Annotated in this window: 23 protein-coding genes; 4 read left to right on the top strand and 19 right to left on the bottom strand. The window is 58.2% G+C overall.

The genetic code is table 11. The features are described from left to right. Window positions 1–75 precede the first annotated feature (75 nt). Window positions 76–1176 carry a glycosyltransferase family 9 protein gene (locus SERS4_RS0116825; RefSeq protein ID WP_026142440.1) on the top strand — a complete coding sequence of 367 codons (1101 nt, stop codon included), beginning with the start codon at window positions 76–78 and terminating at the stop codon, window positions 1174–1176. Here the strand turns inward: SERS4_RS0116825 and SERS4_RS0116830 are convergent. The 8 genes from SERS4_RS0116830 to SERS4_RS0116865 all read right to left on the bottom strand — a co-directional run bounded on the left by SERS4_RS0116830 (window position 1162) and on the right by SERS4_RS0116865 (window position 10764). Then, window positions 1162–2328: an O-antigen ligase gene (locus tag SERS4_RS0116830; RefSeq protein WP_017893370.1), complete on the bottom strand. Its 1167-nt coding sequence runs from the start codon at window positions 2326–2328 to the stop codon at window positions 1162–1164. The two genes, SERS4_RS0116825 and SERS4_RS0116830, sit on opposite strands and share 15 nt — an antisense overlap. Then, a complete protein-coding gene (locus SERS4_RS0116835; RefSeq protein WP_017893371.1) occupies window positions 2306–3214 on the bottom strand; it encodes a sugar glycosyltransferase in 909 nt (302 codons plus the stop codon). The genes SERS4_RS0116830 and SERS4_RS0116835 overlap by 23 nt, the downstream gene beginning before the upstream one ends. Before the next feature lie 261 nt (window positions 3215–3475). Further along, the gene (locus SERS4_RS0116840) at window positions 3476–4594 is read right to left on the bottom strand and encodes an alkylhydroperoxidase domain protein (protein ID WP_017893372.1); all 1119 of its coding nucleotides are present in this window, start codon (window positions 4592–4594) and stop codon (window positions 3476–3478) included. Then, entirely contained in the window at window positions 4591–5637 is a 1047-nt protein-coding gene (locus SERS4_RS0116845; RefSeq protein ID WP_017893373.1) for a putative FMN-dependent luciferase-like monooxygenase, read from the bottom strand. Before SERS4_RS0116845 ends, SERS4_RS0116840 begins: the two co-directional genes overlap by 4 nt. Continuing rightward, entirely contained in the window at window positions 5627–7300 is a 1674-nt protein-coding gene (locus SERS4_RS0116850; protein WP_017893374.1) for an ABC transporter ATP-binding protein, read from the bottom strand. The genes SERS4_RS0116845 and SERS4_RS0116850 overlap by 11 nt, the downstream gene beginning before the upstream one ends. Continuing rightward, a complete protein-coding gene (locus tag SERS4_RS0116855) occupies window positions 7297–8187 on the bottom strand; it encodes an ABC transporter permease (RefSeq protein ID WP_017893375.1) in 891 nt (296 codons plus the stop codon). Before SERS4_RS0116855 ends, SERS4_RS0116850 begins: the two co-directional genes overlap by 4 nt. After that, window positions 8184–9128 carry an ABC transporter permease gene (locus tag SERS4_RS0116860; protein ID WP_017893376.1) on the bottom strand — a complete coding sequence of 315 codons (945 nt, stop codon included), beginning with the start codon at window positions 9126–9128 and terminating at the stop codon, window positions 8184–8186. The genes SERS4_RS0116855 and SERS4_RS0116860 overlap by 4 nt, the downstream gene beginning before the upstream one ends. A 10-nt stretch (window positions 9129–9138) precedes the next feature. Next, window positions 9139–10764, bottom strand: a complete 1626-nt coding sequence (locus tag SERS4_RS0116865; protein ID WP_026142441.1) for a TIGR04028 family ABC transporter substrate-binding protein — start codon at window positions 10762–10764, stop codon at window positions 9139–9141. A 175-nt stretch (window positions 10765–10939) separates the two neighbouring features. On the opposite strand from SERS4_RS0116865, the gene SERS4_RS0116870 reads away from it, so the two are divergent. Continuing rightward, the gene (locus SERS4_RS0116870; protein WP_012145876.1) at window positions 10940–11188 is read left to right on the top strand and encodes a hypothetical protein; all 249 of its coding nucleotides are present in this window, start codon (window positions 10940–10942) and stop codon (window positions 11186–11188) included. Between the two features lie 17 nt (window positions 11189–11205). Here the strand turns inward: SERS4_RS0116870 and SERS4_RS0116875 are convergent, their stop codons facing one another. Beyond that, complete coding sequence (locus SERS4_RS0116875; RefSeq protein WP_017893378.1) at window positions 11206–11835, bottom strand: alanyl-tRNA synthetase; 630 nt, start codon at window positions 11833–11835, stop codon at window positions 11206–11208. Window positions 11836–11919: 84 nt separating this feature from the next. Here SERS4_RS0116875 and SERS4_RS0116880 point away from each other — a divergent pair, with 84 nt between their 5' ends. Beyond that, window positions 11920–12855, top strand: coding sequence for a LysR family transcriptional regulator (locus tag SERS4_RS0116880; RefSeq protein ID WP_017893379.1), 936 nt, complete (start codon window positions 11920–11922; stop codon window positions 12853–12855). Here the strand turns inward: SERS4_RS0116880 and alkB are convergent. Continuing rightward, entirely contained in the window at window positions 12838–13485 is a 648-nt protein-coding gene (gene alkB, locus SERS4_RS0116885; protein WP_017893380.1) for a DNA oxidative demethylase AlkB, read from the bottom strand. The two genes, SERS4_RS0116880 and alkB, sit on opposite strands and share 18 nt — an antisense overlap. Before the next feature lie 140 nt (window positions 13486–13625). Between alkB and rarD the strand changes: the two genes are divergently transcribed. Then, a complete protein-coding gene (gene rarD / locus SERS4_RS0116890) occupies window positions 13626–14510 on the top strand; it encodes an EamA family transporter RarD (protein WP_026142443.1) in 885 nt (294 codons plus the stop codon). A 34-nt stretch (window positions 14511–14544) separates the two neighbouring features. Here rarD and SERS4_RS0116895 read toward each other — a convergent pair whose 3' ends face one another. The 9 genes from SERS4_RS0116895 to citC form a co-directional block, all read right to left on the bottom strand. After that, window positions 14545–15240, bottom strand: coding sequence for a 4'-phosphopantetheinyl transferase (locus tag SERS4_RS0116895; protein ID WP_017893382.1), 696 nt, complete (start codon window positions 15238–15240; stop codon window positions 14545–14547). A 103-nt stretch (window positions 15241–15343) separates the two neighbouring features. Continuing rightward, window positions 15344–16573 carry a bifunctional glucose-1-phosphatase/inositol phosphatase gene (agp, locus tag SERS4_RS0116900; protein WP_012145882.1) on the bottom strand — a complete coding sequence of 410 codons (1230 nt, stop codon included), beginning with the start codon at window positions 16571–16573 and terminating at the stop codon, window positions 15344–15346. A gap of 150 nt (window positions 16574–16723) precedes the next feature. Next, complete coding sequence (locus tag SERS4_RS0116905) at window positions 16724–18187, bottom strand: anion permease (RefSeq protein WP_017893383.1); 1464 nt, start codon at window positions 18185–18187, stop codon at window positions 16724–16726. Between the two features lie 29 nt (window positions 18188–18216). Beyond that, the gene (gene citG, locus SERS4_RS0116910) at window positions 18217–19101 is read right to left on the bottom strand and encodes a triphosphoribosyl-dephospho-CoA synthase CitG (RefSeq protein WP_017893384.1); all 885 of its coding nucleotides are present in this window, start codon (window positions 19099–19101) and stop codon (window positions 18217–18219) included. Continuing rightward, window positions 19079–19627 carry a citrate lyase holo-[acyl-carrier protein] synthase gene (gene citX / locus SERS4_RS0116915; protein WP_017893385.1) on the bottom strand — a complete coding sequence of 183 codons (549 nt, stop codon included), beginning with the start codon at window positions 19625–19627 and terminating at the stop codon, window positions 19079–19081. The genes citG and citX overlap by 23 nt, the downstream gene beginning before the upstream one ends. Window positions 19628–19631: 4 nt before the next feature. Continuing rightward, on the bottom strand, window positions 19632–21137 hold the full coding sequence (citF, locus tag SERS4_RS0116920) for a citrate lyase subunit alpha (protein ID WP_017893386.1): 1506 nt from the start codon (window positions 21135–21137) through the stop codon (window positions 19632–19634). Further along, window positions 21137–22057, bottom strand: a complete 921-nt coding sequence (citE, locus tag SERS4_RS0116925) for a citrate (pro-3S)-lyase subunit beta (RefSeq protein WP_017893387.1) — start codon at window positions 22055–22057, stop codon at window positions 21137–21139. The genes citF and citE overlap by 1 nt, the downstream gene beginning before the upstream one ends. After that, window positions 22041–22349, bottom strand: a complete 309-nt coding sequence (gene citD, locus SERS4_RS0116930; protein WP_017893388.1) for a citrate lyase acyl carrier protein — start codon at window positions 22347–22349, stop codon at window positions 22041–22043. Before citD ends, citE begins: the two co-directional genes overlap by 17 nt. Further along, window positions 22346–23419: a [citrate (pro-3S)-lyase] ligase gene (gene citC / locus SERS4_RS0116935; protein WP_017893389.1), complete on the bottom strand. Its 1074-nt coding sequence runs from the start codon at window positions 23417–23419 to the stop codon at window positions 22346–22348. Before citC ends, citD begins: the two co-directional genes overlap by 4 nt. Window positions 23420–23435: the final 16 nt, after the last annotated feature.

Below are 23435 nucleotides of genomic sequence, written 5' to 3' on the forward strand. Positions count from 1 at the left end.
CCATTGGCCCACCAGGACAAACATCATATGATGCAGATGCCAGACCGGCGCGCCAATTAACTCGAAGTGAACAAGATGTCGAAACAGTGGAAAATAACAGCGGCAAACGCCTGTCTTAAGATGTACACCCGGTTGGGCGGCAACTTCCAGCAGAAAGCCAGTTTCAAGCCGGAACTGGCCTTTGAGCGTATCGTTATTTTTTCTACCACCGCCCTTGGCGACCTGATGTTTAATACCCCGGCCATCCGCGCGGTGCGCGAACGCTACCCAACGGCCAGTATCACCCTGATTTCCAGCCATAAAAATAAACAGCTGGTCGCGACCAGCCGTTACTTTAATGCCGTCATTTATTGGGATCATAAAGCCAAAGACATGCTCAGCATTATTCACCAGTTGCGTAAACATAAGCCGCAACTGGCGATCATCCTGCATTCCAAATCCCCTTACGACGTGATTGTCGCCATTACTGCCGGTTGCCAATATGTGTTCAAGGACGCCTATGGCAACAAGGCCACCGGCATGGAGCCCTGGTTGAGCGGCGTGAGCCAAAGTACCGGCGGCCATTTAATTCAGCGCAAGCTGGATTTAGTAGCACAGTTGGGCTGCAAGACCGACAACAGCGAAATGTTTATTCCCGTTGAGTTTGCGCCGATTAGCAAAACCGCGGATAAAATCCCGATCGGTTTTCAAATGGGCGCTTCTGAAACGCTGCGTTGCTGGCCCGTCGGTCAGTTTATTCGCCTGGCAAAACTGTTGCTGGCGCAGTCGCCGCATCACCAAATCGAATTAATCGGCTCGCCAAAAGAGCTGCCTATTGAGCGAGAATTTATCGCGGGGCTGACAGAAGCCGAACGGCAACGCGTGGTCAGCCATATCGGCAAAACCACCCTGCCACAACTGCTGGCAGTAATGTCGAACCTGCAGGTATTGGTCACTGGCGACACCGGCCCATTGCACCTGGCCATTGCCCTGAAAACCCCAACCATCAGCCTGTTTGTCACCGCCAATCCGCAGCACACCGGCCCTTATCAAAATCGCGACCTGCATCAGGTAATGAACGTGTCGGTTGATGCACAAACGCTCACTACGGCTCAACGCCGCCAACCCCTCAGCATCATCACTGAAAGTCAGGTGTTTGAAAAAGTGACGAGCGCGTTGGCACTAACGCGCATTTGAGGTGGGTTGTGCGAACACCACCGCCAGGGGGAACCAAAACAGGTACCAAAATTCGGCCGGATTCGCGATAACAAACATGCCCTGCGAACAGTAGAAGATCAGCATAAACAGGTATAACGCCGCCTCCAGACGTCGGCCTGCCTTAAGGTGAACCACGGCAAGCCGCGCGCCAAAAGTCAGCAACGCGATGAACAGGCAAAAGCCCACCAACCCGCCTTTGAGCAACGCGCCCAGATACAGGCTGTGAGTGGTATGAATAAACTCGCCGGTATAGTTGGTAAAAGTCAGCTCTCTATCAAATCCATAGCCAAAAAACGGTGCCTGCTCTATCAACGAGAAACTGTGTCGCCAAATGCTCATCCGCACAAAGCTCTGCTGATACAGCTGGGTAAACCGCGTTATCAGCATTTCACCGATGGACGACCATAGCACTACGCCTGCCGTAAATATCATTGCGGCCACAATGAACATTACCGACTTTTTATTCAGCGCCCGGTAAGATGTGGTTAACGCCAGCGCCGCCAATAAGGCAATTAGCGGCCCGCGGCTTTGTGTCAGTACCATAAAGGCAAAAAGCAGCGGGATCGCCAGCAGGACCTTTTTCTGTTGTGTATCCCGAAAAACCATCAGGCTTAAAATAATGCCCAATGCAGCATAACCGGCAAGATCGATCACGTTGCGCGGACCGGGGTTAATGTCCGAGGTCTCTCTGAGGGTATAAATTTGGTGGTAATCCCCCCATGCCAGATAAAGGCACAGCAAGGTGATACCGGCAATCACGGCGCAAAGTAACAGATTGCGGCGAGGGCTATCCAACACCGAGACCAACAGGCCGAGATAAATCAGAATATAAGCGCTGTGCGTCAGGGCAGACAGCGCATCTTCCGGCGTGCCTCCCCAGAAATTACTGGCGGAGTAGTACGCCAAAAAATACGCTACCAAGGCTATACCGATGAGTGCAGCACGCCTGCCAAGCCAGGCCTGACGGAATTCCGGTCGGGTGGCCAGCGTCAGCAGGAAAAAAATCGCTGAGATATGGAATAAATTATTCACCCGGGTGTGGCCGCAATAAATGGCGCTAAAAAATGAAAAGGCAAAAAAAGCGTAAACAGCGATCAGGTTGGTGACATCAGTTTTTTTTGAAAAAATCACTGCAATCAACCTTTTCAAAAATACGGGTGTCTATGGCGCTCGCCAATGAAAAATTCTTTATAGCGATATTGTTGATTTTCATTCTTTCACTCGCATGGCTAAAAGCCGGAATGATCAGGTCATCCACTTTCTCAGGCAAAAGTGTCGGCAATTTATTCTCTGGCGTTTCATAAAATCGCGGTAAATGGAAATTGTTCATATCCAGCCCGGCAATAAAAAGTTGTTTAAACCCCAGGAAGGAAATGATCTGCAAGGCCCAATAAACTACCGTCCCCGCATCGAAGATGCCACGTCGAATATCATGGCTAAAGGCGATGAATTTACAGACAGAAGAAAAATGAACGTTGCCGTCGTGGCGGTAATGATCCCAGAGTGCCGACGGACTTATTTTTGGGCGATAGATTTTGAAGGTCGCATCTTCGATTACGGCGAATTGGCACTTCACACCAGCCAACGAGAAACGATCGATTATTTTCGCCACGCCGTGGACCGTAGTGAACAGGATTAAATCCGTTGCCAGAATGATCTCTTCTATAATGTCGGGGCGTTGATCGATAAACCCCATATCGACAATGACATAAAAGCGAAAACTCACCTTGGCGCTTAAATAATAAGCACCATTGACCCCAAGAGCCGGCATTTCAGGAATATCGTCAAAACAAATGGAATTTACCGATGGCCCAGTAGCCGTCAACAGTATTGGGCCCTGACAACTGTCTTTCAAAGCGGACAGCCCGACTATAGGAACACTCTGATGTTTATAATGAAGTACGCTAATCTCTCCACTGGCTGCACGTTCAATTTTCACATAGGGCCAGAGATTTTCATTATGCCTGTAAGGGCGAGAATGAGAATAACGATATATCTGCTTAAAAAAACTTCCCATCGAGCCTATTTCCCATCAAAAATGCATCCATGCCAACAAAGATTTATCTGATAAAAATTAAATTCATTGATGGGTTGAGTATCTGAGCATTCATGACAGCGGGCAATTTATGCAATTTGAGTTATTCGACATGATTACGAAAAGAGTTATTTCAATTTGTTAATAACGTTAAAAGCTTGACTAAAAAAGTAATTATTATCTTAAATTGCTCAGGGGCGAAAACTTTCGCCCCGGTTTAAACGGGAATTATCGGCAGAAGGCTTAGCGATCGTCGAAGGGTTCGCCGAGGGTCAGCATCAGCCGATTTGCCCAGGCAAAGAACGCCGTCGATTGCACCAGATCCAGCAGCGCCAGCTCATCCAGCCCCTGCGCACGCAGCGCTACCAGATGATCGGCATTAGCCTGCGGCGGCGTAGCGGACAACGCGGCGGCAAAGTCTATCTGTGCGCGCCACGCTTCCCCTTGCCCCTCACTCAATACACCGCCCGGAGCCACGTCCAGCAGGCGCTGCACCTCGTCCGTTTTCTTGGACAACTGGGCCGCCTTGCGTGCATGTACAGAGGCACAATAGATACAACCATTCACCTTGCTGGCGACCGTCGCCGCCAGTTCGCGATCCTTACGTTCCAACCCGCCCGGAGTATAGAAAATGGCTCGGTCCGCCAGCGTTCGCTGTTCCAGTACCGGATGGTTACGTGCCAACAGGCGAAAATAATCCGAGTCGCTATGCCCGAAACGCGTTAACAACGCCTGACCTGATGCATCAAACTCCGCCAGCGGTTTGGCGGCGATCCACGGTTCCCAACCCAACTCCTGACGGGTGAACTTTGGCGGAGCATGGCGGCCGCTCAGGGTAGCGGACTCGGTACGCCAACTGCCGGCTCTGACGGATGAGGCACTGCCACTTTCGACCGGCTTGCCACTCAGCAGCCGATAGCCCGTCAGCAAACGGCTTTGGAAGCTGACAAAAGCGATCAGTTGCGACAGGGTGACAATATCATCCAGTGACCAACCGGCCTGCTGCAATGCCTGCAAATGCTGCGCGTCAGCACTGGCGGGTTTGAACGCCAACCGTTCGGCATGATCCAGCGCCGCCTGCAAACGCGGACTATCCTCTGCACCGCCCTGCTGTTGCAGCAACGCCGCATAATGGGCCGCCAGGGGTTTGTCCGCATGCCATTCGCTGATGCGCAGCGCTGTCTGCAGCCGCTGCGCTATCGGAAAATCGCCGGCATCGGCGGGTGCGAACAACGCCAGATAGCTGGCCTGAATCGCATCCGTCGCCGCCTGCCGCGTCACTCTGGCCTGCGCCAATGCGGAATCGGGTGCGATCTCTGCCAGCACGGCCAGCAGGTCGTCATTATTCAATGTTGCAGTCATACCTTTTCCTCAGCGTGATGTTCGTAGGAGTTCGAAACAGGAGTGCGACGTTGCCAGCCCAGTTCAGGGGCAACGTGACGGGCAATCAGCTCAATAGAACGCAGAATGTGGGCATGCGGCGGATCGATGGAATGCACCTGGAAGGCCAAGTCGGTCACGCGCGCCAACGCGCTGTCTTGCTGCAACGAAGCAATCACCTGATCCGGAGTGCCAAGATGCACGTCAAAGGCGCGGATCAGCCCATCGAGCGATTCGTCAGCCGGTCGGTGGCCGCTGGCACGCAGACGTTCAAGCCCCCGGCCCAGCCCCTGCGCGGCAAAATCCCGCGCCTGTTGGCTATTATCGGTCACTAATGCAGTACGTGAGCCCATAATGCGCGGCGCGATGCCGGGCGGCAGCGCCGCCAGATAGGCGTCAATAATCGGGTTCTGCAATTCGTCCAGCGGCAGATCTGGCACATCCGCCGGGCGCGGTTGCGTGCGCGACAGCATTAAACCATCGCCGGCCCGCCCCGCACGTTCACCCCCCTCGACAGAAAAAGTCGCCTGCCACACCCGCTCTGCCAACTGTGGCGCTGCCGGGTACAACCGGTTATCTTCGCCACCCAATGCCTCGCCGCGCCAGGCGCGCAGCAGGGTACTGAAGTTGTCGGCAAACACCGCGTGGCGCTGCTGAGCGTCAAGACCGAAGGCGCCAAACGCAGACGGCGTACCGCCGGCGGCAATCCCCACCTCCAGCCTGCCGTCGGACAGCAGATCCAACACCGCGGTATCCTCCGCCACCCGAATGGCCGACTCCATCGGCAGCGTGATCACCCCGGTGCCCAGCCGGATATGACGAGTTCGTGCCGCCACCTGCGCCAGGAACACCAATGGTGAGGGCAAACCGCCTTCATCTTCGTGAAAATGGTGCTGCGCCACCCAGGCGCTATCAAACCCGGCCCGCTCGGCATGCAGGATTTGCTCTGTCGCCAACCGGTAGCGCTGTTGCGCACTGCCCTGATCCAACAGGCGGGTGAAAAACCCCAGTCTTTTACTGCTCATAGAATACGTCCTCACTCTTGGGCTGTTCGGCATAAAACTGACGGCCGGGAATGGCCTCAATCAACTGACGGGTGTAATCGCTGCCCGGCATGGCGAACAGCTCGCCGGTCGCGCCGCTGTCCACCTGTATCCCCCGGTGCAATACCGAAACGCTGTGTGAAATCTGCCGCACCGTGGCCAGATCGTGTGAGATAAACAAATAGGTCAGCCCCAGTTCCTGCTGCAAATCCTGCAACAGCCGCAGGATCTGCGCCTGCACCGTAACGTCCAATGCCGAGGTCGCTTCGTCCAGCACCAGCACCCGGGGTTGCAGCACCAGTGCCCGGGCAATCGCCACCCGTTGGCGCTGGCCGCCAGACAGTTCGCGGGGTTTACGGCTCAGCAGCTCGTCCGGCAGCGCCACACGCTCAAACAGCTCACGTACCCGGCGATAGCGCTCGGCTTTGCCCAGCGGCTCAAAGTTCAGTAATGGCTCTTCAATCACCTGATACAGCGTCTGCGACGGATCGAGCGAGCCGAACGGGTTCTGGTACACCAACTGAATACGGCGACGGAACTGCCGCAGCGCCTCGCCCTTCAACTGGGTGAAATCGACGCCGTCGATAATGATTTGCCCGGCGTCCGGCCGTTGGAAACCGAGCAGGCAGCGCGCCAGTGTGGTCTTGCCGGAACCAGACTCCCCCACCAGCGCATGGGTGGTGCCGCGCGGCACGCTGAACGACACCTGATCCAGCGCGCGGTAAGTTTTTCCCCCGACACCAGCCAGGCGGAAATCTTTCACCAGCCCATTCACCTGGATCGCCAACTCTTGCAAGCCCTCGCTAGGTTTTGGCACAGCCGCACGGGTCAACGACGGCACGTCGGCAAACAGCCGCCGGGTGTAGTCACTGGTGGGTGCACGCAGCACTTCGGCGGTCACGCCCTGCTCCTGCACCCGACCATGGCGAAACACCAGCAGCCGGTCGGCACGCTCTGCCGCCACCGCCAGATCGTGGGTCACCAGCAACACCGCGGTACCAAATTCCTGCCGCAGCTCGTCGATCAGATCGAGAATGCGCTTTTGCACCGTGACATCCAGCGCGCTGGTCGGCTCATCGGCGATAATCAGCGCCGGTTGCAGCGCGATGGCAATAGCGATCAACACCCGTTGTTTCATGCCACCGGAAAGCTCATGTGGATACTGACGAGCCCGCAGCTCCGGGTGCGTCAGACCTACGCGGGTCAACAGAGCCACCACCCGCTGTTGCACCTGCTTACGCGGTAACCTGTGATGAATATTGAGGATCTCCGCCACCTGTTCGCCAATGGTTTTCACCGGATTGAGCGAGCTGGACGGATCCTGTGGGATCAAACTGATTTGCGCGCCGCGCACCGCGTCCAGCCGTCGGGACGACCAGCGGCTGATATCGGTACCGTTGAGACGGATGGCGCCCTGCTCCAGACGGCCGTTTTCCGTCAGCAGGCCAATGATCGCCTGCGCGGTAGTGGTTTTCCCCGATCCAGACTCACCGACCAGCGCCACCACTTCCCCCGGTTGAATGGCGAAGGACACCTGATGCACCACCCGTTGGCTACCGTTCGCGCCCTGGTAGGCAATCGACACCTGCTCCAGCTCCAGCACCGGCGTGGCCGCCGCCCGTTGTAATGCCGTCTGAATACTCATGGTTGCCCTCTCCCCAGCGCACGGCTAATGCGGTTGGCCGCCAGCACCACCGCCACTACCGCCAACCCCGGAAAGGTGGTCAACCACCAGGCGGTGGAAATATAGTTGCGCCCTTCGGCAATCAACAGTCCCCATTCCGGCGTCGGCGGCGGGGTGCCATAACCCAGAAAACTCAGGGTAGCGATCGCCAAAATAGCGCTGCCGAACTGCAGCGCCGAGAAGGCGATCACCGACGTCAGCGAGTTCGGCAGGATGTGCCGCCACAGCACCGCCCAGAAGGTGCCGCCGCTGCCATAGGCCGCCTCGACGTAATCACTGTGGCGCACCCGCACCACCTCGGCACGCGCCAGGCGGGCAAAGTTGGCAACCGAGGTAATACCGACGGCGATGGCGGCATTCACCGTGCCAAATCCCAGTAAAATAATGATGCTCAGCGACAGCAGCAGGCCAGGGATCGACAGCAAGACGTCGACAAAGCGCATCACCGCCTCGTCCGCAATGCCCCCCACCGCACCGGCAATCAGCCCCAGCGCAGTGCCCAGCAGCAGCCCCAATGCGACCGCCACCAGCGCCGCGGACAGCGTTTGCGAGGCGCCATAAACGATGCGTGCGTACAGGTCGCGACCCAGTTGATCGGTACCCAGCCAGTGTGCGCCACCCGGCGCCAGGCGCTGCGCCCCGGCGATGCCTTCAGTGCCGCTGTAAGCGGTGAATAACTGAGGGGCCAGCGCCCATAGCACCGCGATGGCGATCACCCCCCAGGCCAGCAGCAACGTCAGAGGCACGCGTCGACGACGTGAACGGCTGGTCGATAACGTGCCTTCGCTTTCCACGCCCCCCAGGTCACGCTCCGGCACGACGGTCTTTTCAAAGGAGATACTGCTCATACGGCGGCTCCTGTATGGGTTTTCAGTCGTGGATCCAACAGTGGGAACAGCAGATCCACCAGCAGATTGAGGGTGACGAAAGCGGCGGCGGAAATGACGACTATCGCCTGCAACACCGCCACATCCTGGTTCAGCACCGCCTGTAAGGTGAGTTGTCCCAGCCCGCTACGGCCAAATACGGTTTCGGTAATCAACGCCCCGGCTATCAATTCACCCAGCAGAATGCCGGCGATGGTCAGTGCAGGCAGCATGGCGTTACGCGCCACATGCCGCCACAGCACCCCGCTACGGCTGGCACCTTTGGCCCGAGCTACGGCAACAAACGGCTGAGTCTGCACCTGATCAATGCTGCGGATCAGGATCTGCGCCAAGGGGGCGGAGATCGGCACCGCCAATGTCACAATCGGCAAGATCAGCCCCTGCCACTCACCCGGATTGATCACCGGGATCAGCTTGAGTTGGAACGAGAAAACCTGGATCAGCACAATCCCCAGCCAGAAGGTCGGCACCGAGACAAACAGCGACGGCAGCGACTGCAGCGCCGCTCTCAGCCAGCCAAAACCGGTCAGGTTGGAGATAAAGGCAATCGCCAATGCCAGAAGCAGCGCCAGCGTGAAGCCCAGCACTGCCAATTGCAGCGTGGCGGGCAGGTTGGTGGCCAACAGTTCGGTGACCGGCACCCCGGCCTGAATGGAATACCCCAGATCCCCACGCAGCACGTTACCCAGCGCATGCAGATACTGCTGCCACAGCGACACATCAGCGCCATAGGCTGCGCGCATATCGGCGATCTGCGCCGGGCTTAGCCCCATGTCCGGGTTCTGGAACTTAATCAGAATGGCATCGCCGGGCAGCACCTGCAGCAGGAGAAACGACAGGCTAAAGGTCGCCCACAGCACCAGCAGCGCCTGCCCGATGCGCCGCGCCAGATATCGGCTCATCATCGCCTCCTCAGTGTTTCTCTAACCAGGCGCCGTAGAAACTCGGGCGACCGACCGCTTCGAAACTAACCCCCTTCAGATAAGGTGCACCGGCAAACACCTGCGGCTCCTCGAAGAACGGGATCACATAGGCCTGATCAAGCAGGTAATTCTGCGCCTCACCGGCAATCTGCAGGCGTTTTTGCGGGTCCACCTCAGAGGCGATGCCCAGCAGCAGCGCGTTCAGCTTGTCATCTTTGAATGCGCTGTTTTTGCCCGTCCCGCCCTGCTGCAACAGCGCATCGCGATTGGTCGGGTAGAACTGGCTCTTAATCACGTCCGGATCCGCCCGTCCCACTTCCACCACCGCCGCCGGGGTTTTCTGCGGATCGAGGTTATCCGCCACCTTGCTGCCGGCGTCGCCCGCCAGAATGTTCAAGCGCGCGCCGACCTTGCCCCACTGCTGCGAAACCAGCTGCAGCACCGCCTTGTTCTGCGGCTGCGGCAGCGATTCATAGACATTCAGCAGCAATTTTTTGCCGTCCTTCTCACGCAGGCCGTCACCGCCCTTTTTCCAGCCCGCCTCATCCAGCAGACGGTTGGCCAGCTCCGGGTCGAATTTCAGCTTGGCGGACAAATCGACGAAACCGGCGGCGGAAGAAGCAATCACCGATTTGGCCTGCGGGTAGTTAACCGAGAACAGCGTATCGACAATCTGCTTGCTGTCGGTGGCGTGCAGCAGTGCCTGACGCACGCGCAGGTCGCTTACCAGCGGATTGTCCGGCCGGAAGGCGACGCTATCGTTGACACCACGCGTGGGGGCCGCGTAAATCGTGAAGCCCTGTTCCTGCGTCTGCTTCTCGTCGTAGGCCTGGATCTGGCGAATAAAGTCCGCTTGTCCAGCCTGCAGTGCGCCGATGCGCACGCTGTCTTCGCCGGTGACAATCACCTTGATGCCGTCCAGATTAGCGCGCCCTTGCTGAGCCAATTTGGCCGGGCCCCAGTGATAATCCTTGCGAACGCTCAGGCTGACCTCACGCCCCAGCGTCTCGGCGCTGACCACAAACGGGCCGGAACCGATGATATGGCGCGCGTCACCGAGTTGGTCATAGCTGCGGTTCAGGGTGCTGAGCGAAACCAGGCCAGAACCAATGGTGGCGGTGCCCTGCAGGAAGCCGGGAGACGAGTGCTTGAAGTAAAACTTGACGGTTAACGGGTCAATCACTTCGCTGTGGTCGTAGTTATTGATGACCTCGGACACCGGCAGACGTTTCTCTTTATTGCCCAGGCCATAGGTATCGAAGTTTTTCGCCACTGCATTGGCATCCAGCGGTGTACCGTCGGAGAAAGTCACGCCAGGCCGCAGTTTGAAGGTGTATTCGGTTTTATCGGCGTTGCTGCTCCAGGACTCGGCAATCCACGGCTCAATCTCCAGCGTTTGCGGGTTCTGGTAGGTCAGTTTGTCGGTGATTTGATTGAGGATACCGCCGTTGGGGTAGAAACCGCCGGAAGGCGGATAAAGGTTGGTGTGCGCCTGCTGCTCCAGGTAGACAAGCGTGCCGCCCTGCACCGACGCCAGCGCCGGATTCATCGCCGCCGCCAGTCCCAATGCCACTGTTATCCCACTGGTTAATCTATTGAAAGAGAAATTAAACATAGAGTGCCACGCCTTCTTTATTTCGGAATGTTATGGGTTAGATAACAAACCAAAATGGCGGGGAGTTGAACGAACTAATTTCGCTAACCAATGGCGGAAAATGCACAAGGCATCGGTGGTTGGCAGAATGGGTGTTTTGTTATAACGTATCAGAAATTAAACTAGGAAGACCAAAATGAAAATTCAGCTCTCGCTGTTGTTCCTTGGCCTATTGGCCGGACGCGCCGCCGCGTTTCAGTCCAAAGTGCCCGAGACGCAGCCGGAACAGACGCGCTCAGCGGAAAACAGCCTGGAGAATCTGTTTTACGGATTTCACGCGCTGGACGCGCAAGCGGTCAACATCGGCACCTGCGCAGCGCTGCCGCAGGCGGGATGCCAGTGTGCTTTCTGCACCATGCTGCGACAGGCCGGGCCGACGAAATAATCGGTCCGGATCAAACCTCAGCCCAGCTCATACTGCACGATCAACTGCCCTTTTTTCATCTTGAGCGCGGTAATATTTACCCTACCCAGTTCAGCCAGGGAAGGGACATGGGTACCGCCGCAACCATATGTAGGCAATTCACCAAAACCTACCTGACGCAGGCCGTCAACCGTCAGTTGTTTGCGAGGGAAATCCGCCGCAATCAGCCGCGCCAACTCCGCATGCAGGAAATCCTGATCCAGGGTTTGAGGTTCTGCGTCCGGCACGAAGGTAATACGTCCTTCACCCGGCCAGTGGTGCGCCTTGACCGGCTGCCAGCCGCGCGTTTCACCCAACCAGCCAATCAGATGTCCGGCGGAATGCCAACGGGTATGCAAGCGGCGCAGTTCGCCATCAACCGTTACGCTCACCGGCCCTTCGGGCAGCGGCTCGGCGGTAAAGTGCAGCACTTTTTCGCCCTGTTGTGCCACACGCAGCACCGGGGTAGTACCGAGCAGGCCGCCGTCTGCCGGTTGCCCGCCGCCTTGCGGGTGGAACAGCGTGGCGTTCAGCTCTATCGCGTATCCGCCGTCTTCAACCGGAGTACAGGCCAGCACCTGTGCTTCGCCCTGTAAGTCATCGCTATAATAATAAAGCCGTTCGGTCATGGTTTTTCTCCTGGTTAGTGGCTCCATTATATTCATGCCATAATCAAAGCATAATCCATCAAAGATACAATGGACCTTTGCGCTGTGAGCACAAATCTCTCTCATTCGCTGCTGGCCGAAATGGCCGTTTTTGTTCAGGTGGTGGAAAGTGGCAGTTTTTCCGCCGCTGCCCGTCGGCTGGGCACTTCCCCTTCTGCTGCCAGCCGCAGCGTGGCCAAACTCGAACAGGCGTTGGCATTGCAACTGCTGCACCGCACCACGCGTAAGCTGCGCCTGAGTGAACAAGGTGAAGAGGTGTTTCTGCGCTGTCGCAGCATGTTGGACGCCGCGCACTCGGTGATGGCGTTCAGCGGCCGTGGGGCGGTGGAACCTGAAGGGCTGGTCAGCGTCAGCGTCCCCAAGGCGGTGGGCCGCTTTGTGTTGCACCCGCACATACCGGAGTTTTTACGCCGTTACCCCAAGGTAGACGTTCGCCTGCGGCTGGAAGATCGCTATATGGATCTGATTGACGATCGGGTCGATCTGGCGCTGCGTATTACCGAGCGCCCTTCTCCCGGCTTGATTGGCCGCCAATTGATGACTATCGAACACCTGCTGTGCGCCACCCCCGGTTATCTGGCGCAGCACGGCACGCCGCAGCATCCGCAGGATTTGGCGCAACACAGCTGCATTTATCTGGGGGAAACGCCCAACGACGCCCGCTGGAAATTCCGGCGAGAGGGTAAATCGGTGACGGTAAACGTGCACGGGCGTTATGCCGCCAACCACACCGGCGTGCGACTGGATGCGGTAAAACAGCACATTGGCATTGGCAGCCTGCCGTACTTTACTGCCCGACAGGCGCTGGACAGCGGCGAAGTCGTGCAAGTGTTACCGGAATGGGACTTTCTCAGCAGTTACCATGGCGGCCTGTGGCTGCTGTATGGCCCCAACCAGCACTTGCCGCCCAAGCTGCGGGTGTTTATCGACTATCTGGTTGCCTGTTTGGCAAAAGAGCCACAGTTAAAGCGCCTTACGTAGCGTGATGTTAATGCGGTGTGGCCCCACCAGCGAATGGTAACCCTCTTTAATTGGCATAATCCCGTGGAAGCACAGGCGCGACGGGCCGCCCCACACCACCACATCGCCGTGTGCCAAGGGTATGCGCTGGGCGCGATCGCTGCGTTGCATGCCGCCGAACTGGAACACCGCCGGCAGTCCCAGTGAGACGGAAACGATCGGTGAGCCAAAATCATGCTCGTCCTTATCCTGATGCAACGAGAGCTTGCTGCCCGGATCGTAGCGGTTCATCAGACAGGAATCCGGCACGAAAGGGGCAAAACCCGCCTGCTGCGCCGCCTCATCCGCCAGCGCCATCAGGATCGTCGGGATCGGCGGCCAGCGTTTGCCGCTGCGCGAGTCGCGCTCTGAGTAACGGTAGCCGCGGCTGTCGCTGCTCCAGCCGTTGCCGCACCAGCTCATCGCCACCGACATCACGTGACCGCCCGGCGTGGTCATATGCCGCCACGGCACCTGAGCGATCACCCCATTCACTGCCGCCAGCAACTCCGGGCCGTGATCGCGCACAAAACCGTGCATCACTACCGCGCCGGGAGCAATCTGTTCCCGCCACGGCGGCGGTACGGAGTCTTCAAAAAGATCGAGGGTCATCGCATAACACCTGTATTAATAAACAGTATTTATTTTAACTCGCCACTGCCGATTGTCCAGTGTGATACGCGGCATTGTTGTCAGCACCAAACTTCACTAGAGTGGGCGGCAATAAAATCAATAACTTTTCAGGACAGCCCGTGATTAAAGGAATAGCGCTTTCCGTTATCGCCTCAATATTGTTCGGCGTGATGTATTACTACACTTCCACTCTGACGCCGCTCGACGGTGAGCAAGTGTTTGGCTGGCGCACCCTGCTGACCGTGCCGTTTTTGACGCTGTTTATGCTGTTTTCCGCCGACTGGCGCAAGGTCAGCGAGACGCTGTGCTGGATAAAACAACGACCGCGCCGCCTGCTGTTTCTGCCGCTGAGCTCTGCGCTGCTGGGGGTTCAACTGTGGTTGTTCCTGTGGGCGCCGCTGCACGGCAAAGCGCTGGAGGTGTCACTGGGCTATTTCCTGCTGCCGCTGACCATGGTGCTGGCGGGGCGTTTGATCTTCCGCGACAGGCTTTCGTTGCTGCAAAAACTGGCGGTTACCTGCGCCATTATCGGCGTTGGTAATGAGCTGTATCAGGTGGGCGGCGTCTCCTGGACCACGCTGGTGGTGGCGCTGGGCTATCCGGTTTACTTTATTTTGCGCCGCCGTTTCGGCACCGACAACCTCGGTGGGCTGTGGTGTGAATTGACATTGATGTTACCGGTGGCCGCCTGGTTCGCCTTCGGTGGCAACGGGCCGCTGGCGGCGCTGAGCATCAGCCCGGCGCTCTATTGGCAAGTTCCGTTACTCGGGGTGATCAGCGCCGCCGCGCTGGTGTGTTATATCCTGGCCAGCCGCCTGCTGCCGTTCAGCCTGTTCGGCCTGCTGAGCTACGTAGAGCCGGTGCTACTGGTGATCGTGGCGCTGCTACTTGGCGAAAGCATCGGCCGGGATGAATGGCTGACCTATATTCCGATCTGGCTGGCGGTGCTGTTACTGGTATCGGAGGGCGCCCGTCACCTGGTTCGACGGCGGCGGGCCTTGTGATTAATGTGACAGTGCAACTTTTTCATTTCATTGATTATAAACAGATAAAAGTTGTGACATCGTCACCTTGTTGCCAATAACGACCGCCAAAACGGCGGCCAGCGTGGCAATGCGGCGTGAGATGTTTTAGCAGTTCGAATGCAAAGGTTTGTTGCTGTATATCAACCGCCACCAGGCGTGCATCGAGAAAATCAAAATAGCTACGTACCTGTGGGTACAAGGCTTTGAACAGGCTTTCTTTGGCGGAAAACACCAGCGTCAGCAGCCAGTTGAATGCCTGCGGTTGGGCGCGCAGGTATTCACACTCCGTCTCGCTGATGATAGCCCCCCATAGCTCCTCCGCCCGTGCCGTGGGGATTAACGTTTCAACGTCCAGCCCCACGCCACCCAGAGCGTTCTCCCGGTGTACGGCGCAGAGCGCGGTATCCGCATTATGGCTGATTGCCCCTGCGATGCCCTGCGGCCATTGCGGCGCACGATCTTCCCCGCGTAACACAGTGAAATCAGCAAACCCCAGCGGAGCCAGCAACTCCCGCGCCAGGTAACGCCCGGCCAGATACTCCGCCCGCCGCTTCGGCACGGCACGGGCCAGATGTTCGGGGATGCTCATGCCAATGGCGTCGAAACAGCCATCCTGATAGTTCGCCAAAGAAAAGCGGCAACGGGCAACCCGCCCTGGGTAATCATCCAGGTTCAGCCATTCAATGCTGGGGATAAAAGAAGAGAACACTTGTCGTCCATGTTGGGTGTGTAAACGGTAATTTTAGACGCCGAACCCATGGGCAACAATGATTATTCCTCTCCCCCGCAACCGGGAGAGAGGAATGGCGGGATTACAAAATGTCTTTCATGGTTTTTTCGAAGTCGCTCCAGGCGCAGTAGCCCTGCTTATCCACCGGGCAGCCTTTCAGCGCCAGCGTCACGCGCTGCGGCGGGGTTTTCAGCGTCAACGGGCTGGCATTGCGCAACTGGTCGGTGGATTGATACACGTACTCAATCTTCAGCAGGTCACGATCGTTTTTCTTGTCGTGCCAGCGTTGGAACACCAGCTTGCCGCCAATCGGCGTTTTCTCGTATTGATGCGGCAGTTGATATGGCTGGAACTCCATCGCCGACAGCAGCGAAGCAATGTTGGAGTCGTGGCCGACCAACACCGTCACTTTCGGGGAGTCCGGCTTGCGCTCGCCAATCAATGCGCCGTTGATGTAGGTCAGCAGCGGTTTGGCCACGTTCTGCGCCACCACCGGCGAAGTGAATAGCGAATCCTGATAGCCGTCTTTCAACTGCGCCAACTGCTTCCACTGCTGCGGCGTGGTGATTTTGCCCCAGGCCACGTCCTTCATCGGGAAACCTTCGTAATATTGCAGCATAAAGGCATCCACCAGCGAGTTCCCCACCCGTAACGGGCCGGCGACGCCCGGCTCTTTGCCCGGCACTGCGCTCATTTTGCTGGCTTCTTTGGTTAGATCGCAGCGTTTGTCGGTCTTACAACTGTTGGAGTCTTTGTAATCGATGATTTTCGCCAGTTGTTTATAGGCCGCATCCAGCTTCAGCGAGGCCAGCTCTTTGTTCATCGCCCCCAGCGCCTGCTGATTGAAAGCGTCGCTGTTGTCGGTGATGATCGGGTTAAAGGTTGGGTCCATCTCCCCCATTTTGTCCTGATGATGCACGCTGATATCGCAACCGGGGAAAGCGCCGTTGGTAAAGAACTGCGCGGTTGCCACCGTGCGCTGCAGGCTGTTGGCATAAACATAAACGCTGCCGGCCGTTGGGCAGCCTTCCTGCGGCAGAACGCCGGTTTGCTTGAGCCAGGCGTTAAAATAGTGGCCCATATAGACTTCCAGTACCCCGCCCTTGGTGGTCAGCAGGCCACCCGGCGTGTCCCAGGCCGGCCAGGCTTTAGGCGTGGACTGTGCCAGCACGCTGCCGTTATTGGCCAGCGGCGCACGCAGGTTATGGCGACTCATCACCAGCACCTGATCCAATTGATAGTCGTTGGTTTCTGCCAGGGCAGTCCCGGTGATTAATAACGGCAAGCACAGCAATAAGGCTTTTCTTTTCATCCGCAGAGGCTCCAGGAATATGATTATTTTTAGTGTGTTAGCGTTTGCCTCGCTATGATGGAGAGGTTAACGGGGAAAGTGTGTGATGGATATCACAAGGAAAGGTCTGCCCAGCGGCCATCCGCAGATGGCCGCCATTAACTCAAAAACTTACAGCCACAAACGCATGATTGGCCAACCGATCATCAGCAGCGCGGCGATATACACCACGCCGAGAATGCCGCCCATGCGCCAGTAATCCTTCGATTTCACATAGCCGCAGCCGTAGATGATCACCCCTGGGCCGGTGGCGTAAGGCGTCAGCACGCCCATGATGCCGATCGACAGCACCAATAACATCGAGAGTTCCTCCATCGGCACCCCCGGTAACCCCTTGCCGACAGCCAGGATCACCGGCAGCATGGTAGCGGTGTGCGCCGAAAGGCTGGCGAACAGATAGTGGGCAAAGTAGAACACCAGTACCAGCGCCGCCACCGTCATATTCGGCGAGAAACCGTCCAGATGGGTGCTCATGGTCTCGGCGAACCAGTCGATAAAGCCGGAGCGCGTCAGGCCGTTGGCCATCACCACCAGCGTCGCCAGGTTAACCAGCGTATTCCAGGCGCTGGAATATTGGGTGATCGCCTTCCACGACACCACATTCAACGCCAGCATCAGGGAAACCGCCAGCAGGCAGACCGTGGTGGCATTCACCACCTTACCGCCAAACACCCACAGACACAGGCTAAGCAGCACCAGACCAATCAGCTTGATTTCCTGACGCGTCAGCTTGCCCATCTCGTTCAGCGCGGTATTGGCCCAGGTCGCCACTTCACTGCTGTGGGTCACGCCCGGTTTGTACAGGTAATAGGAGATCAACGGCGCGATAATCAACAGCAACAGCCCAACTGGCAAGAAGGCCAGGAACCACTGCATCCAACTGATATGCACGCCGGCGATCTTGCTGACGAACTCGATCCCCAGCACGTTGGGCGCGGCACCGGTGACGAACATTGAGGAGCTGATGCTGGTCCCCACTACCATCATCCACATCAGGTAGCCGCCAATACGGCGTGAGGACGGATCATTGGGGAACGAGTCAAACAGCGGCGGCAGGTTTTTCACCACCGGGAACACGGTACCGCCGGTACGCGCGGTATTGGACGGGGTAAACGGCGCCAGCAAGATATCGATGATCACCACCGCATAGCCCAGCGTCAGGGTACGTTTACCCATAAATTTCACCAGGAACAGTGCGATACGCCGCCCCAGCCCGGTAGCCTCGTAGCCTAGCGCGAAGATAAAGGCCCCGAACACCAACCAGACGGTGGTGCTGGAGAACCCGGCCAGCCCCCATTTCAACGCTTCCTTACCGGCCTTAAAGCCCGGTTCCGCCAGTTCCTGCGCACCGAACAGCACCCAGTTGGCACTCAGCACGCTGAGGGTCACGGCGATAAAGCTGATCGCCGTCGCCGGGATCGGCTCCAGGATCATGCCGACAATCATCGCCACAAAAATAGCAAAGTAACGCCAGGCCTGCGGCGGCATCCCTTCCGGGGCGGGTATCCAGAGCAGGATCGCCAACACCAGCAGCGGTGCCAACGTTTTCCAGACTTTTTCCTTGGTTTCGGACATAAAATTCTCCTGAAGACGGGTTATTGTTTTTAGTTCGTTATCTGCGCCAGCAGCCAGGTGACGATTAACAGGTCGGCGCTACCGCCGGGGCTGAGATTGCGCGTGATGCATTCGGCGTCGAACTGCCGCAGGCGATCAATGCCCTGCTCGCCCTGCGCCCCGCCCTTAGCCAACAACTCTGCGGCGCGTTGCTGCAACCAGCGCAAGCCTTCGATGCCGCCGCGTGACGCGACGTTGGTGTCGTCGTTGTGAGCCATCAGCCACAGCAGGCTGTCCATCAGCGCCGTCTGCTCATCACAGCCGGCGTTCAGCCGTTGTCGATACAGGGGCAGCGCGCCGTTGATCACCCGCTCGAAGCCGGACTCGGCCTCGCCGCGAGCGCCGCTCAGGCCATGTTCGGCAAACAGTCGCTGACCGGCGGTCTGTAACGCGTTGTGCTGTTGCAGCTCACGCGCTACCAGCCCGTGACACATTGCCGCCACCTCGGTGCACAAGGTTTTGGCGTTAATAGGGTGTTGTCGCTGGTAACGACGGCCGAAGGCTGCACACAACAGACCGAGAGAAAACACGCTGCCTTTATGGGTGTTGACGCCGCCGGTGGCCTGGAACATGTGGTTTTCGCAGGCCAGCCCCAGCGGCCGCAGCCGCAATAGCTGCTCGGCCACCGGGCGGAAGGCATCGTCGCGGCCCTGGCGGACAAAGCGCGGCAGCCAGATGCCAATGGCGCGGGCGCTACGGTAGAAATGCCCGAGGTTCATATCCCGATGAGCCCCGTTGTTGTGACGATCCACCAGCCCCGGTTTGGGGGTCAGATTCACTTCCACCAACAGCGCGCGGTAGGCGGCGTGGGCGAAGTCACCGATCTTCGTTTGCGGCACATAGCTGACCGGCTCAGCGGGTAGCGAGTGCATCATTGAGCATCCTTTCCATTTCCTGCAGTAGCTGTTCACTGCCGTGCTGCCGTTGACGGGCGCAGAGTTTGGCCGGTTGGCTGCACAGCAGACAGCGACGCTCCGCCAACCCCAGATCGCGGCGCGACAAAATGCGCCCCTGTGAGTCCAGCACGTCGATATCCCACAGTCGGCCAATCGGCTGCTGCACTTCCAACTGCATGGCGCAGTCTTTCACCCGCTGTGCGTCTGCCTGCAACGCCACAAAACCCTCGCAGCCGGTCGACAGCGCCAGCGTTTCGGCCTGCAGGCAGTGCCAGCCCTGCTCGCCCCACATCCGTTGCAGCGCCTGCCAGCCCAGGTTGAAGATATTGCGCGTCAGCGCGCTGTCTTTTACCGCGCCGGGCACCACCAGCGTCAACACCAACAACGTGGACTGATGCTGCGCCAGCCACGCCTGTTGCCGAGCCTGACGGCATTCACGGCTGGTGAGCAATTCCGGCAGGCTGACTGCGCGGTTGGCGGCCAGTTCGGGAGAAAGGCTAGCCATAGGATTACTCCGCCACCTGATGCACCACGTCGATCACCGAACCGTCGCGATAGCGCACTACCGCCACCACCTTGTCGGTAAAGACGATCGGCTCAGGTTCACCGGTCAGCAGCAGCGCGCGCTGGCGCAGCCAGTCGATGCTGACCACCGGCAAACCGGCTTCTTGCAGCCGCTGCGCCAATTCCGGCCGCGCGGAATTGACGGCAATACCATGATCGGTAACCAGAATGTCGATGCTGGAGCCGGGCGTGACACAGGTGGTGACCTGCTCGACCAGCGTTGGGATACGCCCGCGCACCAGCGGTGCCACGATGATCGCCAGCCGCGCCGCGGCTGCGGTGTCACAGTGGCCACCGGAAGCTCCGCGCAGCAGACCATCGGAACCGGTCAGCACGTTAACGTTAAAACCGATGTCGATTTCCAACGCGCTCAGCACCACCACGTCAAGCCTGTCGACTGAAGCCCCCTTCGAGCTGAAGTTGGCGTATTGATTGGCACTGATTTCTATGTGATTGGGGTTACGCGCCAGCGACATCGCCGCCGCACGGTCAAAGCTCTGCACGTCCAGCAAGCGGGTAATCAGCCCTTTTTCATGCAAATCCACCATGGTTGAGGTGATGCCGCCTAATGCGAAACCGGCGCGAATGCCGCGCGCGCGCATTTTGTCTTCCAGAAAACGCGTCACCGCCAGTGAAGCGCCGCCGGTACCGGTTTGCAGCGAGAAACCTTCGGTAAAGTAGCCGGAACCGGCGATCACTTCGGCGGCCCGGCGGGCAATCAGCAGTTCACGCGGGTTGGAGGTCATGCGCGTGGCGTCGGCACCAATCTTGTCGGCGTCGCCCACTCGCTCAAGTTGAACGATCAGATCCACCCGATCCTGCGCCAGGCTGGCCGGATGATGCGGATAAGGCACAATCGCCTCGGTCAGCACCACCACGGTGCCCGCCGCGTCGGCATCCACTTTGGCGTAACCCAGCGAACCGCAGCAGGCTTCGCCGCTGTAGCCATTGGCATTACCGAACTCATCGCAGGCCGGTACCCCGAGGAAGGCAACGTCGATGCTCAATTCGCCGGATTCGATCAGGTTGACCCGACCGCCGTGGGAGTGGATTTGTACCGGTTCGGCCAACAGGCCGCGTGAGATGGCGTCCGCCAGCGGGCCGCGCACGCCGGAGGTATAAATACGGCTCACCACCCCGTTGCGGATATGGCCGACCAGCGGCGCATGGCATTCGCTGAGCGAGCTGGAAGCCAGCGTCAGGTTACGGAACCCCATCGCCGCCAGCGTTTCCATCACCTGATTCAGCGCCAGATCGCCACCGCGAAACGCATGGTGGAAAGAAATGGTCATGCCGTCCTGCAACCCGCTGCGGCGCACCGCCTGTTCCAGCGTGTCGCAGCGTTTGATATCACGGGGTTTGCTCGCCTGCTGGTTAGCCTTGGAGGACGCCTGATAGCAGCGCAAATCCGCCAAATTATTCAGGGTCATCAATCGTTGTTGGCGTTTCATTATGCTTCCTCTCCATGCTGAACCGAGGCTTCGCGGATGCCGGAAAGCGCTGCACGCTGCAGCACCAACCGTGCGCGTTCAATCACCGGGCTGTCGACCATCTTGCCGTTGAGCGACACCACGCCGCGCCCTTCCTGCTCCGCCGCCGCCGCGGCATCCACCACCCGCTGGGCATGGGCCACCTCTTTGGCGGTGGGTGCATACAGGTTGTGCAGCAGTTCGATCTGCCGGGGGTTAATCAGGGATTTGCCGTCGAAGCCGAGCTGTTTGATCAGCGCCGCCTCCTGCAGGAAACCGGCTTCGTTATTGGCGTCGGAATAAACCGTGTCGAACGCCTGAATGCCAGCAGCCCGAGCCGCCTGCAGCAATGAACAACGTGCGAACAACAGTTCGATGCCTTCCGGAGAACGCTCGGTACGCAGGTTGCGCACGTAGTCTTCCGCTCCCAGCGCAATGCCGATCAGCCGTGGTGAGGCATGGGCAATCGCCACCGCCTGGGTAATACCCGCCGCCGACTCAATCGCCGCCAGCAGGCCGGTGCTGCCGACCGGGCGTCCGCAGTCGGCTTCGATGGCGGCAATCTCGCGATCCATATCCACCACGTCCTGCGCACTGTCGGTTTTCGGCAGGCGCACAATGTCCGCACCGCCCCGCACCACCGCCTGCAGATCTGCCAGGCCGTAGGCGGAATCCAGCGCGTTAACCCGCACAATGGTTTCCACTTCCTGATACAGCGGATGTTGCAGTGCGTGGTAAACCAGCCGCCGCGCCGCGTCTTTCTCACGTAGGATCACCGAGTCTTCCAGATCGAACATCAGCGCATCGGCCTGATAAATAAAGGCGTTGCTTACCATCGCCGCATTGGCACCGGGCACGAACAGCATGCTGCGACGCAGGCGGTGTTTATTCAGCGTTTTCATTAGGCGCTCCCCAAGGCAGTTGGCCATTGTCGCTGGCACGCATCAGTGCGGTTTCCAGCCGGGCCCGCAGTACGCAGTCGAGCGCCCCTTTGTCGTCCACCATCACCTGCACCGGCTCCACCTGGTAGTGCTGCAGCACCTGCAACAGCGTCTGGCGGATGGCTTCGCCAAACTGTTTTTCCACGCTGCTGGCGATCAGCAGGTCGTGTTCCGACCCCTCGGCGGGGGCGATGCGCACCATGACATCGCTGGATTCCAGCGTGCCGGCCATTGCTTCTCGGATAATTTTCATCTTTCACCTGATTGTGCGGATTCAAAGGGGGTGGCCGCCGGTTTGGCCCGGCGCTGCGTTTGCAAATCTTGCAGGTAATACAGGGTGTCCGGTGGCACCAGCGGCGCGGCGGCGTGAAAATCACCCGCGGCCAACAGCTTGCGCACCCAGGAGGCGGAGATTGCCGTGCCCTGATATTGCAAACGCTCAATTTCTACCAGCGCGATTGGCGGGCTGGATAACGCCGGGGTTTCCAGCCAATAACGCATATCGCGGTTGTACTTCGCGGTGACCTCGCAGAACGGTTCGTTGCCGACAAAACGGTGGGTGATGCCCAGCGCGGGTGCCAGATACTGACGAAAGATCTTCAGATCGATCTCGGTGTAGCAGTCGTCGGCAATGCCCTGATCTTTAATGAAGTAACAAGGGAAAGTGGCGCGGGAAATGACGTATTGCGAGCCTTCATGCACCGTCAGATTGGCAATGTCTGCCGTACCTGCCAGCACCAGTCGCCGCCGGTCTTCATAGCTGAAGCGCGAGGTGTTTTCCTTGACCAAAAACAGGTGCAGCCAGTCGCACTTTTCGGCCGCCTGGCGCACCAGATATTGATGACCGCGGGTAAAGGGGTTGGCATTCATCACAATGCTGCCAATACGCTTGCCCGGCTGCCGCCGGCCCGCCAGTTGGGCGGCATAGCGCTTCAGGCGGCACGGGCTGTTTTCCATCAGCACCACGATGCCCGGCACCTGGGCTATCGGATAAAAACCACACTGGCGGAACAGCGACTCATTTTGGATTTTGGTATAGATAAATAGCTGGGTGTGGTGGCGTTCATACGCCAGATTCACCAGTTCGGTCGCCAGTTGCAGTGCCAAGCCTTCGCCGCGCATTTGTGGGCTGATAGCGACGCACTTGATAATATTGTCTGCTATGCCGCCGCAGGCGACCAACTTATCGTTTTGCGTAACGGTAATAAATATTTCAACCGTCGTATCAATATTCAGATCGTTACTCCGCAGGAAGGCATTAATCTGCGCAATACTTTTATGATCTGATCTTTTCACTCGGTCAAATATGGCATCGCCCAACATATCACACTCTCTGGGT

This window comes from Serratia sp. S4 (genome assembly GCF_000347995.1).
GTDB lineage: Bacteria > Pseudomonadota > Gammaproteobacteria > Enterobacterales > Enterobacteriaceae > Serratia > Serratia quinivorans.

Bases quoted from the DNA above. Each gene is read 5' to 3' on its own strand.
- SERS4_RS0116835 (WP_017893371.1), bottom strand. From the start codon at position 3,214: ATGGGAAGTTTTTTTAAGCAGATATATCGTTATTCTCATTCTCGCCCT.
- citE (WP_017893387.1), bottom strand. From the start codon at position 22,057: ATGAAAACGCTGAATAAACACCGCCTGCGTCGCAGCATGCTGTTCGTG.
- alkB (WP_017893380.1), bottom strand. From the start codon at position 13,485: ATGACCCTCGATCTTTTTGAAGACTCCGTACCGCCGCCGTGGCGGGAA.
- SERS4_RS0116840 (WP_017893372.1), bottom strand. From the start codon at position 4,594: ATGACTGCAACATTGAATAATGACGACCTGCTGGCCGTGCTGGCAGAG.
- agp (WP_012145882.1), bottom strand. From the start codon at position 16,573: ATGAAAAGAAAAGCCTTATTGCTGTGCTTGCCGTTATTAATCACCGGG.
- SERS4_RS0116825 (WP_026142440.1), top strand. From the start codon at position 76: ATGTCGAAACAGTGGAAAATAACAGCGGCAAACGCCTGTCTTAAGATG.
- SERS4_RS0116845 (WP_017893373.1), bottom strand. From the start codon at position 5,637: ATGAGCAGTAAAAGACTGGGGTTTTTCACCCGCCTGTTGGATCAGGGC.
- SERS4_RS0116905 (WP_017893383.1), bottom strand. From the start codon at position 18,187: ATGTCCGAAACCAAGGAAAAAGTCTGGAAAACGTTGGCACCGCTGCTG.
- SERS4_RS0116850 (WP_017893374.1), bottom strand. From the start codon at position 7,300: ATGAGTATTCAGACGGCATTACAACGGGCGGCGGCCACGCCGGTGCTG.
- SERS4_RS0116870 (WP_012145876.1), top strand. From the start codon at position 10,940: ATGAAAATTCAGCTCTCGCTGTTGTTCCTTGGCCTATTGGCCGGACGC.
- citC (WP_017893389.1), bottom strand. From the start codon at position 23,419: ATGTTGGGCGATGCCATATTTGACCGAGTGAAAAGATCAGATCATAAA.
- SERS4_RS0116855 (WP_017893375.1), bottom strand. From the start codon at position 8,187: ATGAGCAGTATCTCCTTTGAAAAGACCGTCGTGCCGGAGCGTGACCTG.
- SERS4_RS0116875 (WP_017893378.1), bottom strand. From the start codon at position 11,835: ATGACCGAACGGCTTTATTATTATAGCGATGACTTACAGGGCGAAGCA.
- citD (WP_017893388.1), bottom strand. From the start codon at position 22,349: ATGAAAATTATCCGAGAAGCAATGGCCGGCACGCTGGAATCCAGCGAT.
- SERS4_RS0116865 (WP_026142441.1), bottom strand. From the start codon at position 10,764: ATGTTTAATTTCTCTTTCAATAGATTAACCAGTGGGATAACAGTGGCA.
- citX (WP_017893385.1), bottom strand. From the start codon at position 19,627: ATGGCTAGCCTTTCTCCCGAACTGGCCGCCAACCGCGCAGTCAGCCTG.
- SERS4_RS0116860 (WP_017893376.1), bottom strand. From the start codon at position 9,128: ATGAGCCGATATCTGGCGCGGCGCATCGGGCAGGCGCTGCTGGTGCTG.
- citF (WP_017893386.1), bottom strand. From the start codon at position 21,137: ATGAAACGCCAACAACGATTGATGACCCTGAATAATTTGGCGGATTTG.
- citG (WP_017893384.1), bottom strand. From the start codon at position 19,101: ATGATGCACTCGCTACCCGCTGAGCCGGTCAGCTATGTGCCGCAAACG.